This window comes from Serratia sp. CY40230 (assembly GCF_052168835.1).
In the GTDB taxonomy this organism is placed as follows: domain Bacteria; phylum Pseudomonadota; class Gammaproteobacteria; order Enterobacterales; family Enterobacteriaceae; genus Serratia; species Serratia nematodiphila.
Genome location: NZ_JBJNLX010000001.1, coordinates 1,269,239 through 1,281,784, shown reverse-complemented (window position 1 = coordinate 1,281,784; position 12,546 = coordinate 1,269,239). Strand labels below are relative to the sequence as shown.

15 protein-coding genes are annotated in these 12,546 nt (G+C 59.6%); 9 read left to right on the top strand and 6 right to left on the bottom strand.

Annotated features, from left to right (window positions below):
- Positions 1-186: 186 nt before the first annotated feature.
- Positions 187-726: an RrF2 family transcriptional regulator gene (locus ACJ8IJ_RS06090; protein ID WP_004941666.1), complete on the top strand. Its 540-nt coding sequence runs from the start codon at positions 187-189 to the stop codon at positions 724-726.
- A 164-nt stretch (positions 727-890) separates the two neighbouring features.
- Positions 891-2,099 (top strand): NAD(P)/FAD-dependent oxidoreductase, encoded by a 1,209-nt coding sequence (locus ACJ8IJ_RS06085; RefSeq protein ID WP_346596303.1) that lies wholly within the window; start codon positions 891-893, stop codon positions 2,097-2,099.
- 34 nt (positions 2,100-2,133) lie between these two features.
- Here ACJ8IJ_RS06085 and ACJ8IJ_RS06080 read toward each other — a convergent pair whose 3' ends face one another.
- The gene (locus ACJ8IJ_RS06080; protein WP_021504394.1) at positions 2,134-2,595 is read right to left on the bottom strand and encodes an Lrp/AsnC family transcriptional regulator; all 462 of its coding nucleotides are present in this window, start codon (positions 2,593-2,595) and stop codon (positions 2,134-2,136) included.
- Positions 2,596-2,789: 194 nt separating this feature from the next.
- On the opposite strand from ACJ8IJ_RS06080, the gene ACJ8IJ_RS06075 reads away from it, so the two are divergent.
- Positions 2,790-3,407 (top strand): LysE family translocator, encoded by a 618-nt coding sequence (locus ACJ8IJ_RS06075; protein WP_004941674.1) that lies wholly within the window; start codon positions 2,790-2,792, stop codon positions 3,405-3,407.
- 2 nt (positions 3,408-3,409) lie between these two features.
- Here the strand turns inward: ACJ8IJ_RS06075 and ACJ8IJ_RS06070 are convergent, their stop codons facing one another.
- Together ACJ8IJ_RS06070 and ACJ8IJ_RS06065 are read right to left on the bottom strand one after the other, a co-directional pair.
- Positions 3,410-3,862, bottom strand: coding sequence for a GNAT family N-acetyltransferase (locus ACJ8IJ_RS06070; protein WP_004941678.1), 453 nt, complete (start codon positions 3,860-3,862; stop codon positions 3,410-3,412).
- 43 nt (positions 3,863-3,905) lie between these two features.
- On the bottom strand, positions 3,906-4,508 hold the full coding sequence (locus ACJ8IJ_RS06065) for an XRE family transcriptional regulator (RefSeq protein WP_131165024.1): 603 nt from the start codon (positions 4,506-4,508) through the stop codon (positions 3,906-3,908).
- A 43-nt stretch (positions 4,509-4,551) separates the two neighbouring features.
- Here ACJ8IJ_RS06065 and ACJ8IJ_RS06060 point away from each other — a divergent pair, with 43 nt between their 5' ends.
- The gene (locus tag ACJ8IJ_RS06060) at positions 4,552-5,244 is read left to right on the top strand and encodes a B3/B4 domain-containing protein (RefSeq protein WP_004941683.1); all 693 of its coding nucleotides are present in this window, start codon (positions 4,552-4,554) and stop codon (positions 5,242-5,244) included.
- A gap of 6 nt (positions 5,245-5,250) precedes the next feature.
- Here the strand turns inward: ACJ8IJ_RS06060 and ACJ8IJ_RS06055 are convergent, their stop codons facing one another.
- Positions 5,251-5,466, bottom strand: a complete 216-nt coding sequence (locus tag ACJ8IJ_RS06055; protein ID WP_131165022.1) for a hypothetical protein — start codon at positions 5,464-5,466, stop codon at positions 5,251-5,253.
- Between the two features lie 853 nt (positions 5,467-6,319).
- On the opposite strand from ACJ8IJ_RS06055, the gene ACJ8IJ_RS06050 reads away from it, so the two are divergent.
- The gene (locus ACJ8IJ_RS06050; protein ID WP_049186668.1) at positions 6,320-7,396 is read left to right on the top strand and encodes an AI-2E family transporter; all 1,077 of its coding nucleotides are present in this window, start codon (positions 6,320-6,322) and stop codon (positions 7,394-7,396) included.
- A gap of 44 nt (positions 7,397-7,440) precedes the next feature.
- Here ACJ8IJ_RS06050 and bcp read toward each other — a convergent pair whose 3' ends face one another.
- The gene (gene bcp / locus ACJ8IJ_RS06045) at positions 7,441-7,905 is read right to left on the bottom strand and encodes a thioredoxin-dependent thiol peroxidase (RefSeq protein ID WP_015378709.1); all 465 of its coding nucleotides are present in this window, start codon (positions 7,903-7,905) and stop codon (positions 7,441-7,443) included.
- Between the two features lie 2 nt (positions 7,906-7,907).
- Positions 7,908-8,513 carry a glycine cleavage system transcriptional repressor gene (locus ACJ8IJ_RS06040; RefSeq protein ID WP_369783268.1) on the bottom strand — a complete coding sequence of 202 codons (606 nt, stop codon included), beginning with the start codon at positions 8,511-8,513 and terminating at the stop codon, positions 7,908-7,910.
- A gap of 110 nt (positions 8,514-8,623) precedes the next feature.
- Between ACJ8IJ_RS06040 and dapA the strand changes: the two genes are divergently transcribed.
- From dapA to ypfJ, 4 genes are all read left to right on the top strand, one after another.
- The gene (dapA, locus tag ACJ8IJ_RS06035) at positions 8,624-9,505 is read left to right on the top strand and encodes a 4-hydroxy-tetrahydrodipicolinate synthase (protein WP_004941701.1); all 882 of its coding nucleotides are present in this window, start codon (positions 8,624-8,626) and stop codon (positions 9,503-9,505) included.
- Between the two features lie 16 nt (positions 9,506-9,521).
- Positions 9,522-10,574 carry an outer membrane protein assembly factor BamC gene (gene bamC, locus ACJ8IJ_RS06030; protein ID WP_015378707.1) on the top strand — a complete coding sequence of 351 codons (1,053 nt, stop codon included), beginning with the start codon at positions 9,522-9,524 and terminating at the stop codon, positions 10,572-10,574.
- 170 nt (positions 10,575-10,744) lie between these two features.
- Positions 10,745-11,458: a phosphoribosylaminoimidazolesuccinocarboxamide synthase gene (gene purC / locus ACJ8IJ_RS06025; RefSeq protein ID WP_004941708.1), complete on the top strand. Its 714-nt coding sequence runs from the start codon at positions 10,745-10,747 to the stop codon at positions 11,456-11,458.
- Between the two features lie 209 nt (positions 11,459-11,667).
- Entirely contained in the window at positions 11,668-12,537 is an 870-nt protein-coding gene (ypfJ, locus tag ACJ8IJ_RS06020) for a KPN_02809 family neutral zinc metallopeptidase (protein ID WP_031299899.1), read from the top strand.
- The last annotated feature ends 9 nt before the right edge of the window (positions 12,538-12,546 follow it).

Sequence of the window (12,546 nt, the reverse complement as noted above, 5' to 3'; positions counted from 1 at the left end):
ACGTTAGCCGAGCGCGAATCGAGCAAAAAAGTTTTATTTTTCATTTTGAAGGGCGCTTTTTCGTCGCTGGCGACATGCATTTTGGATTAAACGCGGACAAAGTTGATCCGCGTTTTATTGACAAGATAAACGCAGACTCATATAGTCTGCGTTATTGAAGATTCACTGACGGTCGAAAACGGACATATGGCGTACATCACAACCAGCGTTGAATATGGCATCCACTGCCTGCTGTGGCTGGTCGGCGATAATCAGCGCGCGCTCAGCAGCCGCGAACTCGCCGAGCTGCAAGGCATCTCCCCCAGCTTTCTGGCCAAGATTTTTCCCAAGCTGGAAAAGGCGGGGATCGTCGCCGCCAGCGAAGGGGTGCGCGGCGGTTACCGGCTGGCCCGTCCGGCGGACGAGATCAGTTTTCTGGAAATTATCGACGCCATCGAGGGGCACAAGCCGCTGTTCGATTGCCAGGAGGTGCGCGGGCGCTGTGCGGTGTTCGATGATTCCCCGCCGGATTGGGCGGTCTCCGGCAAATGCGCTATCCATGCGGTGATGCTGCAGGCGGAGAAGGCGATGCGCGATGCGCTGGCGGCGCAGACCCTCGGCGCCGTCGCGGCCCGCTTTGGCCGCAAAGCGCCGCAAGGCTTCTTCGGTGAGGTCAACCTCTGGCTCGACGAACGCATGACGGAACGCACCGCGCGCAGCGGCAAAACGGCGCGGGCCAAAACCTAAGCTCCGCCTTTCCCTAAAGAAAGCAAACACACTTTTTCCCGCCTCCTCGGAAGGGGCGGGCGGGCCTTCTGCACCCTGCTACGGGAGCGGAACGGCATCGTTCATCCGAAAACACTGCGGGCAAGCCTTATCGCCCGGTTAACCCTGTATGAAGGAGTCATCCCATGACGCAGAAAATAGTGATTGCCGGTTCCGGTTTTGCCGGTTTTTGGGCCGCCGTGTCCGCCATGCGCGCCATTACCCTCGCCGGTAAGCATGACGATATCGAGGTGCTCATGGTCTCGCCGACCCCAACGCTCACCATCCGCCCGCGCCTGTATGAAGCGGTGTTGGAAAACATGAACCCGGACATTTCCGCGCAGCTCGCCGCCGTTGGCGTGCGGCACCTGGCCGGGGTTGTTGAGCGTATCGATGCCGCTGCTAAAACGCTCACGGTGGCGCCGACGGCGGGGGAACCCCTTGAGTTGGCCTACGATCGCTTGGTGTGGGCCACCGGCAGCCGGCTGTCCGTGCCTGCGGTGCCGGGCTTTGCCGAATACGGTTTCAACGTCGATACGCTGGAAAGCGCTCAGCGTTTGGGCGCCCATATCAATGCGCTGGCGGCCAAACCTTCGACGCCTGCGCGCAACACCGCCGTGGTGGTGGGCGCGGGGCTGACCGGGCTGGAGAGCGCGGCGGAGATGCCGCAGCGGCTGCGGGATGCGCTGGGCAAAGACGAGAACGTGCGCGTGGTGATCGTCGATACCGCGCCGGAAGTAGGCGCGGGGATGGGGGCAGAGCCGGGGGCGGTGATACGCCAGGCGTTGGCGGAGTGCGGCGTGGAAGCGCGGGCCGGCCTGCGCGTCTCGGCCATCGACGCTGAGGGAGTGATGCTGTCGAACGGTGAGCGTATCGCTGCCAACACGGTGATCCTGGCGGCGGGCGTGCGGGCGCATCCGCTGACCGAGCAGATCCCTGGCGAGCGCGACGGCAGCGGCCGGGTGATCGGCGATGCCTTCCTGCGTGCGCCGGCGGCGGCGGGCATTTTCGTGACCGGCGATACGGTGAAGGCGGCGACCGACGATCTCGGTAATCACAACCTGATGACCTGCCAGCATGCGATGAGCCTTGGCCGCGTGGCCGGCCATAATGCGGCGGCGGAGCTGGCGGGGTTGCCGACGCATCCGTACAGCCAGCCGAAGTATGTGACCTGCCTGGATCTGGGGCCCTGGGGCGCGCTCTATACCGAAGGCTGGCAGCGCCAGGTGCGCTTTACCCGCCAGGAAGGCAAAAAGATTAAGCAGGAGATCAACACGCAGTGGATTTATCCACCGGCGGCGGATCGCGAGGCGCTGTTCGCCATCGCCAATCCGGATTTCGTAATTGTGCCTTAAGGTCGTCAAAACGGGAGCGGCAACGTTCCCGTCGTCATTTTCCCAACGGCAGGAACGAACGCTCCGGCACCACGGTTTTCATCACCAGCGTGGAGCTCAGGCGCTGCACGCCCGGCAGGGCAGAGAGCTTCTCGTCGTAAAGTTGCTGGAAGGCGGGCAGATCGCGGGCGATAACGTGCAGCAGATAGTCGGGATCGCCAAACAACCGCTGTGCCTGCACCACCTGCGGAATGTCCACCATGGCGTTTTCGAAGGTTTCAACGGCGCGGCGATCGCCTTCGCGCATGGTGACGAACACCAGGGCGGAAAAGTTATAGCCCAGGCTGCCGGGATCGAGTTGGGCGCGGTAACCCCTGATCACCCCGGACTCCTCTAATGCCCGCACCCGGCGGTGACAGGGGGACACGCTCAAACCGATCCGCTCGGCCAGTTCGGTCACCGACAACCGGCCGTCGGTCTGCAGTTCAGCAAGAATCTTGCGATCAATCTTATCCATTTGGAAAAATTTCCCCGTTTATGCCGATTTCAGGCAAGTAATTGAAAGCACATTTTAACGTCATGAGGATATTCTTGCCATCTGTTGAACGGTTTTGACGGCCGCCGCGGCAGGCGGAGGCCGTTCTTCTTCCACGAGGAAAGCGCAATGGTTCTCTGTTCGGTGTGGCGCGGTGCGTTTGAGAGGGCGCCGGCATGACGCTCGCTCTGTTCGCCGCGTTTTGGGCGGTGTCGATTTTGTTGGTGATCACGCCGGGTATGGATTGGGCCTATGTGATCTCGGCGGGTATTCGCGGCCGCGTGGTGGTACCTGCCGTCGCCGGTTTGCTGTTTGGCCATTTGTTGATGATTGCGATCGTGGTGGCGGGCGTCGGCGCGCTGCTGGTCGGCAACCCGCTGGCGCTGACGGCGCTCACCCTGTTGGGGGCGGCTTACCTCTTGTGGATCGGTTTCAACATGCTGTTGCACCCGCCGGTGCCCGGCGCCGGTGAAGATCAGCGTTCCGATTCCTGGCTGCGCTGGGCCGGCAAAGGCGTGTGCGTCAGCGGGCTGAACCCCAAGGTGTTTCTGCTGTTTCTGGCGCTGCTGCCACAATTTACCGACGCCCGAGCCGAATGGTCGGTGCCGATGCAGATGCTGGCGTTGGGCGTCGTGCATTTGATCAGCTGCGGCCTGGTGTATCTGCTGGTGGGGTTTGGTTCGCAGTCGGTGCTGCGCACGCGTCCGCAGGCCGCGAAGGTGGTGGGGCGCATCTCTGGCGCGGCGATGATCGTCATCGCCCTCGGGCTGCTGGCCGAGCAGGCGCTGAAATAGCATTACCGTCGGTAGATGTCCGGCCGGGCGATCTGCCAGACAAAGTCGGGGCGGTTGATGGCGCTATAGCCCACTTTTTCATAGAGCCAGGGGGCGGTGCTGGTGACCAGCATGACTCGCCTCAGCGTCGCCATCAGCGGATGGGCCTGGCAACATTCCGCCAGCCACAGGCCCAGCCCGCTTTTTTGGAATGTTTCCAGCACGTACACGTCGCACAGATAGCCGAAAGTGGCGTAATCGGTGACCAGCCGGGCGAAACCGATTTGCCTGGCGCCGTGATACAAACCGAAACACAAGCTGTGGGCGAGGGACTGGCGAACGGTCTCTTTGTCAATGCCCTCTGCCCATGACGAACGGGTCAGAAATGCATGGATGGCATCGAGATCCAGCAGGGCAGGATCGGTGCTGATGAGATAGTCCGCACGCTGCCACTCCCGTGGGGCAGGGGTTGTCATGATGGCTCTTCTCCTATGCAAGCGTTCAGGTCAGGGTCGCCGTTCAGGCGTGCAGTTCGGCGACCGTCATGGTGAAAATCAGCGTGTCTTCGCCTTCGTTGGCGTACCGATGTGGGCCGTCCGTTTTGGCGACCGCCGAACAGCCCGGCGCAATCCTGAGCTCGGTCTGTTCGACGGCAAGGCTCAAGACGCCTCGCTCAACGTGCAGCAGCTCGAAGGTGCCCGTCGGGTGGCCGCCCGATGCATAGGCTTCCCCCGGCGCCATTTCCCACCGCCACAGTTCTATCATGTTCGGGCCTTGGGTGCCCGCGAGCAAACGTGCCGAGCCGCCGCGATCGCCATGCCACAGCGTGGGAATATCTTGGCTTTCAATCAGGTAGGCGGCAGGCGCGCGGGTGACGTTGACGATGTCCGCCACCGACAGGCCCAGCGCCGCCGCGAGTTTGCACAGGATGGCGATGCTGGGATTGGCGGTGCCTTTCTCGATCTCCACCAGCATGCCTTTGCTGACGCCCGCCCGGCGCGACAGTTCATCCAGCGATAGCTTTTGGCTTTTTCTCTGTTGCTTGATGCGGTGCGACACCGCTTCGCTGACGGTTTGCACGTCGGCGCCGAACTCGGTCGGTCTGTTGACTTTTGCGTTCATCGGTCAATATTATGCAATAAAATGGTCAATATAGGATTATTCAATGATTTTAGTCGATCCGTCAATCGATCCGGCCGTCGCTGCGCTGGCACCCGGTTTCCGGGCGTTAAGCATTACCGCGGTTGCGGCTCCCATGGCCCATCCGAACGTAGGGGCATTGGCGTTGACGCAAGCCTGTCGCGCTCTCGCCGAGGAAGACGCCCCCTGGGCAGAGGCGCATCTCACGGCCTGGCGCGAGGTTTTCATGCAGTTTGGCGCCAAACCCAAGCGTACGCCCTGTTCCGCCGACGCCCTGCGCAAGCGCGCGTTGCGCGACGGCACGATACCCAGCATCGATCCGGTAGTCGATCTCTACAACGCCGTCAGCATTCGTTATGCGGTGCCGGTGGGGGGGGAGAATATCGCGGCCTATGTCGGCGAGCCGCGGCTGATTATCGCGGATGGCAGCGAACTGTTTGATACCGTCAAGGAGGGGGCGGTGATCCATGAATCGCCGGAGGCGGGTGAAGTGGTTTGGCGTGACGATCGCGGCGTGACCTGCCGCCGCTGGAATTGGCGCCAGGGGGTCAGAACCCGGTTGAGCGCCGAGGCCGAGCGGATGTGGTTCATCCTGGAGAGCCTGCCGGCGATGCCGTTGGCGGCGCTGCACGAGGCGGGCGACGAATTGATTGCCGGTTTACGGCAAATGATGCCCGGCGTCACGGTAGAGCAACGGCTCATCGGCCGCGCCTCGTAACAGGCGTCAGCACTGGCGGCGGACTAAACCGGTGATCAAATCCAGCGCGTCGTCCGCCGCCGCGATTTCGCTTTCGCTGAGCGTCTGCCGTTCGATGAAGCTCTCGATGGCTTCCAGCAGGGAGAAGATGCTGATTTCATCTCCTATCTTGACGACTTCGCAAACGCCACGCCCGATCGCCAGACAGATGGCTTCATCAAATTCACACGGTTTGCTGTTCATTTTTCCCCCTACGGCATTTGGGATTATATCGGCCATGCTACCGGTTTTTTCCCGGTGGCTGTCTGACGAAAATCCCATTTTTTTCGTTGATGCTGACGGGCGCACGATCGCGGGCATTGGCGAAATTCTGATTTCCTCACCGTGGCCAAATTTCCCTTGTGACCACCTTGCCGGCGCGGTATTGTCGCCAAATGACGACAATACCGCCTCATTGTCCGCATAAAAAATTCATGACGTTATCATCCCTTCATCCCGCTGCCGTGCGGGATTTTTTTATGAGGTTTATCTCAAAGTGCGGATAACCTCGACGCGATCGCTTGCCATGTTCTGGGAATAATCCTAGCTTGAAATAGTCATTTAGGGTTAGCAATCCCTCATGACCTCCTTGTAACACTTGATGCACCAGAACGTTTTCTCCCCCGCTTAGGCGGGGGTTTTTAATGACGTGCATCGGAAAAGGCCGTGAACGTAGAACCGACAGAGTTCGTGACGATAACCAGTTTAAGCATCAGGGGACGGGACAATGAAAAATGATCTGGCGGCGGCGATCGCGATTGGCTGTGTGTTGTTGTTCGCATTGGCGGTCGGTTCGCCCCTTTCTATCGCTACTTCGCTGTAATCTTCCGCGGCCCCGCTCGGGGCCGCTCATCGAGCCCGTCGCCGCGTCTGCGGATTTTTGCGTCGATCGCCTGCCCGCGCGATAAAATCAGCCAAATCGCTGTTGATGTATGGCGAACTTTGAGTACTCTGAGTGCTTTGCACATCCCGCGTGCGCCCGTTCTATCTATGCTTTAATCAGGCCCATCACAGGAATCGCCATGCCCGCCCGCCAAATCTCAAGGAGCTCGCTCTGATGCTGGAGATGTTATTACAGTGGTACCGCCGCCGCTTCACCGATCCTCAGGCCATCGCGCTGCTGGTGATCCTGGTTGCCGGGTTCCTTATTCTCTATTTTTTGCACGGCATTCTGACCCCGTTGCTGGTTGCCATCGTGCTGGCGTATCTGCTCGAGTGGCCGACCGCGCGCCTGCAGCGCATCGGCTGTTCGCGCACCTGGGCGGCGAGCATCATGCTGCTGGTGTTCGCGGGCGTCGCCATGCTGCTGGTGTTCGTCGTCGCGCCGACCGCCTGGCAGCAGGGCATCAATTTGATGAGCGATCTGCCGGGCATGCTCAATCAGTTCTATAACTTCGCCGCGACGCTGCCGAAGCGTTATCCGGCGCTGGTGGATGCCGGCATCATCGACATGATGGCGGAAAACCTGCGCAGCCGGTTGTCCGGCATGGGCGAATCGGTGGTGAAATTCTCGCTGGCGTCGCTGGTCGGCCTGCTGACGTTGGCTATCTATCTGATCCTGGTGCCGATGATGATGTTCTTCCTGCTGAAGGACAAAGAACAGCTGCTGAACGCGGTGCGCCGCGTGCTGCCGCGCAATCGCGGCCTGGCGGGGCAGGTCTGGAACGAGATGAATCAGCAGATCACCAACTACATTCGCGGCAAGGTGCTGGAGATGGTGATTGTCGGCGTGGCGACTTACCTGGTGTTCGCCGTGCTGGACATGCGCTACTCGCTGCTGCTGGCGGTGCTGGTGGGGTTCTCGGTGCTGATCCCCTACATCGGCGCGGTGCTGGTCACCATACCGGTGGTGGTGGTGGCGCTGTTCCAGTGGGGCATCGGCGCCGATTTCTGGACGCTGATCGTCGCCTACCTGGTGGTGCAGGGGCTGGACGGCAACCTGTTGGTGCCCATTTTGTTCTCCGAGGCGGTCAACCTGCATCCGCTGGTGATTATCCTGTCGGTGATCGTGTTCGGCGGGATGTGGGGCTTTTGGGGCGTGTTTTTTGCCATACCGCTGGCGACGCTGGTGAAGGCGGTGATCCATGCCTGGCCGGATGAACTGCGGGTCGAGGTGGAAGGCAAGGCCGACTGACAGGGAAGAAACGAAGCGCAGCAGGCCGCTGCGCTTCGTGAGAATTACTGCTGCAGGTAGTTCAGAACGATGTCGTGGTGATTGGTGGTTTTGAAATCATCAAACACTTTTTCAATCTTGCCGTTGGCATCGATCAGGAAGCTGATGCGGTGAATGCCGTCGTAGGTCTTGCCCATGAAGGTTTTCTCGCCCCACACGCCAAACTGTTGTGACACCTGATGATCTTCATCAGACAACAGCGTGAAGTTGAGCAGCTCCTTTTCGGCGAAGCGCGACAGTTTTTCCGGTTTGTCGGTGCTGATGCCCAGCACTTCGACGCCGACCTTTTTTAATTCGTCCATGTTGTCCCGCAGGCCGCAGGCTTGCACGGTGCAGCCCGGCGTCATCGCCTTCGGATAGAAATAGACCAATACTCGCTGTCCCTGGAAGTCGGCCAAATTAATTTCCTCACCGTCCTGGTCAGGCAAACTAAATTTCGGCGCTGTGTCACCGGCTTTCAATGGGCTCATCACTACTCTCCATCTTTCTCGTCATGCTGTGGATAGTTCACCACGCTAATACTGCCTTGCGCGTTCAATTCTGTACATAGGCGATGGAAGGCTTGCTCAATATTTGAGGCGTCCCGATCGCCGGAGCTGTGGGCGGTAATTTGGATATACAGCTGCGGCGGCAGGTCGCCGTCCGCCGGCTGTGTGCGCGAGACCAGTTCGGCGATATTCATCTGGCTGGAGTCGAACAAATCGGTAAAGCGTTCGATGATGTGCGGCGAGTCCTTCACTTCCACCTGCACCCACACCGTGGCCGGCATCGGCGGCCTTTCGTGCGAGTTTGTGCGCTTCATCACGATCAGCAGATCCAGCTCCGCGCCTTTTTGCGGCAGGGTGGATTCGATCAGGGTGATGGCGTTCCAACTGCCGGACAGCAGCATGATGAACGTGAACTCCTCTCCCAGCATGGCCAGACGGCTATCTTCGATATTGCATCCGCAACTGCTGACGTGGCGGGTGATGGTATTGACGATTCCGGGGCGGTCGGCGCCGAGCGCGGTAATCACGAGATAGTGTTCGTCTGACTGAGGCAAAATAGCGCTTCCTGTCGTGCTTAATGGGGTTACCATGGTAAACATAAAAAAAACCGCCTGCCAAGCGCTTACAACGCGGTTGTGCGCTTGCTTTTGGATAGGCAGCAAAAGTACCATGAGTGACTTGTTTGTGGAGGGGACGGCCAATGTTTACGGGAAGTATTGTTGCACTGGTTACGCCGATGGACGACAAAGGTGCTGTCGATCGCGCGAGCCTGAAAAAATTGATCGATTATCATGTAGCCAGTGGCACCGCGGCGATCGTTTCCGTAGGGACCACCGGCGAGTCCGCAACGCTTGCCCATGACGAGCACGTTGACGTGGTGCTGCAGACGCTGGAGTTGGCCGATGGCCGCATTCCGGTGATCGCCGGCACCGGCGCCAACGCCACCGCCGAAGCCATCGCGCTCACCACCCGCTTCGCCAACACCGGCGTGGTGGGCTGCCTGACGGTAACGCCGTACTACAATAAGCCGACGCAGGAAGGGCTGTATCAGCACTTTAAGGCGATCGCAGAGAGCACCGAACTGCCGCAGATCCTGTATAACGTGCCTTCGCGCACCGGCTGCGACATGCTGCCGCCGACCATCGCTCGGCTGGCGAAAATCAAGAATATTGTTGCTGTAAAAGAAGCGACGGGGAACTTAAGTCGCGTTAGTCAGATCCAAGTGCTGGTTGACGATGAAGATTTCATTTTGCTGAGCGGCGACGACGCCAGCGGGCTGGACTTCATGCAACTGGGCGGCAAAGGGGTGATTTCCGTGACGGCCAACGTGGCCGCGCGCGAGATGGCGGAACTTTGCGCGCTGGCGGCGCAGGGCAAATTTGCCGAAGCGCGTCGCTTAAACCAGCGCTTGATGCCGTTGCATCAGGATCTATTTGTAGAAGCAAACCCAATTCCGGTGAAGTGGGCCTGTAAGGCGTTGGGATTGATGGCAACCGATACGCTGCGTCTGCCGATGACGCCGTTGAGCGAAGCCGCCCGCCCGGTGGTGGAGCGCGCGCTGAAAAGCGTCGGCTTGCTGTAACTCTAAGGGAAATTTGATGGCTTATTCATTGCAAAAGTCGACGGTAGCAAAAGTAGTGGGCATCTCATTGGTGATGATGCTGGCAGCCTGCAGCAGCGATCAGCGCTACAAGCGCCAGGTCAGCGGCGACGAGGCCTACCTCGACGCGGCTCCGCTCAAGGCGCTGAACGCGCCGTCCGGCATGATCCTGCCGGTGCAGAGCGGCAACTATGACGTGCCGGCCACAACGGTGCAAGGCAACGTCGGCAAGCAGTTGGACATTCGTCCGCCGGTGCAGCCGTTGGCGCTGCTGAGCGGTTCACGCGCGCAATACGCCGGCGACAGCGGCACGCTGCTGCTGGAAAACAGCCCGCAGAACCAGAACCTGTGGTCACGCGTCGTCAGCCTGCTGCAGGCGAAGAACATCGCGATCGCTTCCCGTCAGGACGCCGGTCAGACCCTGACCACCGACTGGGTGAAGTGGAACCGTCTGGACGAAGACAACCAGTACGAAGGCCGTTATCAGATCAGCGTGCAGCAGCAGGGCTATCAGCAGGCGCTGGTGGTGAAAAGCGTTGGCCTGCAGCAGCAGGGCAAGACCGAACAGGTGACCGATCAGTCTGAGATCCAGCGCTACAACGGCATGATGATCAACACCCTGATCGAAGGCCTGGACAAGCAGGATAACCTGGCGAGCTCCCAGACGGCCAGCCGCTTCGGCGCGCTGGACGTGCAGAGCGGTGCCGATGATACCGGCCTGCCGATGCTGGTGGTGCGCGGCCCGTACACCGTCGTGTGGGATCGCCTGCCGCCGGCGCTCGAAAAACTGGGGATGAAAGTGGGTGACCGCAGCCGTCCGCAGGGCACCGTCGCCGTGACCTACAAGTCCCTGAGCAGCAGCGATTGGGATGCGTTGGGCGTCAAGGATCCTGAACTGACGGAAGGCGATTACAAACTGCAGGTCGGCGATCTCAACAACCGCACCAGCCTGCAATTCATCGATCCGAAAGGCAAACCGCTCACCCAGTCGAAAAACGACGCACTGGTGGCGGCATTCCAGTCAGCCTTCAGCAAAACCAGCGTTAACTAATCAAAAAGGGGCTTCGGCCCCTTTTTGTTTTGTCTATACGGTATCGTTTGCGTCGCAGGTTTGGCACAATAGTGTCCGGCACGCCAAAGAATTCATTAGGTCAATTCTATACCCCCTAATTTCGGGCCGCGCTCGGGAGACAACGGGGATACATCACTGGAGTAAGTAAGATGCAAAAGCTAGCTGAGCTGTATCGCGGAAAGGCAAAAACCGTTTACACCACCGAGAATCCCGATCTGTTGGTGTTGGAGTTCCGCAACGATACGTCAGCACTGGATGGTCAGCGCATTGAGCAGTTCGATCGCAAAGGCATGGTGAACAACAAGTTTAACCATTTCATCATGAGCAAACTGGAAGAAGCCGGCATCCCGACCCAGATGGAGCGTCTGCTGTCCGACAACGAAGTGCTGGTGAAGAAATTGGACATGGTGCCGGTGGAGTGCGTGATCCGCAACCGCGCCGCCGGTTCGCTGGTGAAGCGTCTGGGCATTGAAGAAGGTCTGGTGCTGAACCCGCCGCTGTTCGATCTGTTCCTGAAAAACGACGCCATGCACGATCCGATGGTGAACGAATCCTACTGCGAAACCTTTGGCTGGGTGAGCAAAGAGCATCTGGCGCGCATGCGCGAGCTGAGCTACCGCGCCAACGACGTGTTGACCCAGCTGTTCGACGACGCCGGCCTGATCCTGGTCGACTTCAAACTGGAGTTCGGTCTGTTCAACGGTGAAGTAGTGCTGGGCGATGAGTTCTCGCCGGACGGCAGCCGCCTGTGGGACAAAAACACCCTGGACAAGATGGACAAAGACCGTTTCCGTCAAAGCCTGGGCGGCCTGATCGAAGCCTACGAAGAAGTGGCGCGCCGCATCGGCGTGAAACTCGACTAAGCGTCGGCACCGCCATTCGGGGCGATCCGGCCGGATCGTCCCGCTATTCTGCGTTTTTCCAGAAAATTTCTACATTTCCTCCGCGGCAGACCATTTATAATGATGGATGTGAGATGACTAAAACCTATCCCACTCAGGCTTGAAGCTGCCTTTGCGCTTACGATCGCGGCGCAACTTCAACGAGCAGGGGAAATATCTGGAGTGTATTTATGCGTTGGCAAGGGCGTCGGGAAAGTGACAATGTTGAGGATCGTCGCGGGCAGTCTTCAGGTTTGGGCGGCGGTGGCGGCGGTTTCCGCGTGCCGGTGGGTGGCAAGGGCGGCATCGTCATTCTGGTGGTGGTGCTGGTGGCCGGTTATTACGGCATCGATCTGTCGCCGCTGTTGAACGGCGGTAACGTCGCACCGCAGGGTCAACAACAGAGCGCCAACATCAGTCCGAAAGACGATGAACTGGCCAAATTCACCTCAGTGGTGCTGGCTTCGACCGAGGATAACTGGAAAGAGATTTTCCAGCGCATGGGCAAAACCTATCAACCGCCGAAGCTGGTGATGTATCGCGGCGTAACGCGCACCAGCTGCGGCACCGGTCAGTCGGCGATGGGGCCGTTCTACTGCCCGGGCGACAGAACGGTGTATATCGATCTGTCTTTCTATCAGGACATGAAGACCAAGCTGGGCGCCGGCGGTGATTTCGCTCAGGCCTATGTGGTGGCGCACGAAGTCGGCCACCACGTGCAGAACCTGCTGGGCATCGAGCCGAAGGTGCGCCAGATGCAGCAAGGCGCCAGCCAGGCGGAAGTGAACCGCCTGTCGGTGAAAATGGAGCTGCAGGCGGACTGCTTCGCCGGCGTGTGGGGCAAATACGCCGAGAAGCAGCAGATGTTGGAAGAGGGCGACCTGCAGGCGGCGCTGAATGCCGCGCAGGCGATTGGCGACGACCGGTTGCAGCAGCAGAGCCAGGGTCGCGTTGTGCCGGACAGCTTCACCCACGGCACTTCGCAGCAGCGCTACACCTGGTTTAAACAGGGCTTCGACAGCGGCGATCCCAATACCTGCAACACCTTCGCATCCCGTTAACACCTCAAG

Coding starts and splice junctions, on each gene's coding strand:
- ACJ8IJ_RS06090 (WP_004941666.1), top strand. CDS start 187: ATGGCGTACATCACAACCAGCGTTGAATATGGCATCCACTGCCTGCTG.
- ACJ8IJ_RS06085 (WP_346596303.1), top strand. CDS start 891: ATGACGCAGAAAATAGTGATTGCCGGTTCCGGTTTTGCCGGTTTTTGG.
- ACJ8IJ_RS06080 (WP_021504394.1), bottom strand. CDS start 2,595: ATGGATAAGATTGATCGCAAGATTCTTGCTGAACTGCAGACCGACGGC.
- ACJ8IJ_RS06075 (WP_004941674.1), top strand. CDS start 2,790: ATGACGCTCGCTCTGTTCGCCGCGTTTTGGGCGGTGTCGATTTTGTTG.
- ACJ8IJ_RS06070 (WP_004941678.1), bottom strand. CDS start 3,862: ATGACAACCCCTGCCCCACGGGAGTGGCAGCGTGCGGACTATCTCATC.
- ACJ8IJ_RS06065 (WP_131165024.1), bottom strand. CDS start 4,508: ATGAACGCAAAAGTCAACAGACCGACCGAGTTCGGCGCCGACGTGCAA.
- ACJ8IJ_RS06060 (WP_004941683.1), top strand. CDS start 4,552: ATGATTTTAGTCGATCCGTCAATCGATCCGGCCGTCGCTGCGCTGGCA.
- ACJ8IJ_RS06055 (WP_131165022.1), bottom strand. CDS start 5,466: ATGAACAGCAAACCGTGTGAATTTGATGAAGCCATCTGTCTGGCGATC.
- ACJ8IJ_RS06050 (WP_049186668.1), top strand. CDS start 6,320: ATGCTGGAGATGTTATTACAGTGGTACCGCCGCCGCTTCACCGATCCT.
- bcp (WP_015378709.1), bottom strand. CDS start 7,905: ATGAGCCCATTGAAAGCCGGTGACACAGCGCCGAAATTTAGTTTGCCT.
- ACJ8IJ_RS06040 (WP_369783268.1), bottom strand. CDS start 8,513: ATGGTAACCCCATTAAGCACGACAGGAAGCGCTATTTTGCCTCAGTCA.
- dapA (WP_004941701.1), top strand. CDS start 8,624: ATGTTTACGGGAAGTATTGTTGCACTGGTTACGCCGATGGACGACAAA.
- bamC (WP_015378707.1), top strand. CDS start 9,522: ATGGCTTATTCATTGCAAAAGTCGACGGTAGCAAAAGTAGTGGGCATC.
- purC (WP_004941708.1), top strand. CDS start 10,745: ATGCAAAAGCTAGCTGAGCTGTATCGCGGAAAGGCAAAAACCGTTTAC.
- ypfJ (WP_031299899.1), top strand. CDS start 11,668: ATGCGTTGGCAAGGGCGTCGGGAAAGTGACAATGTTGAGGATCGTCGC.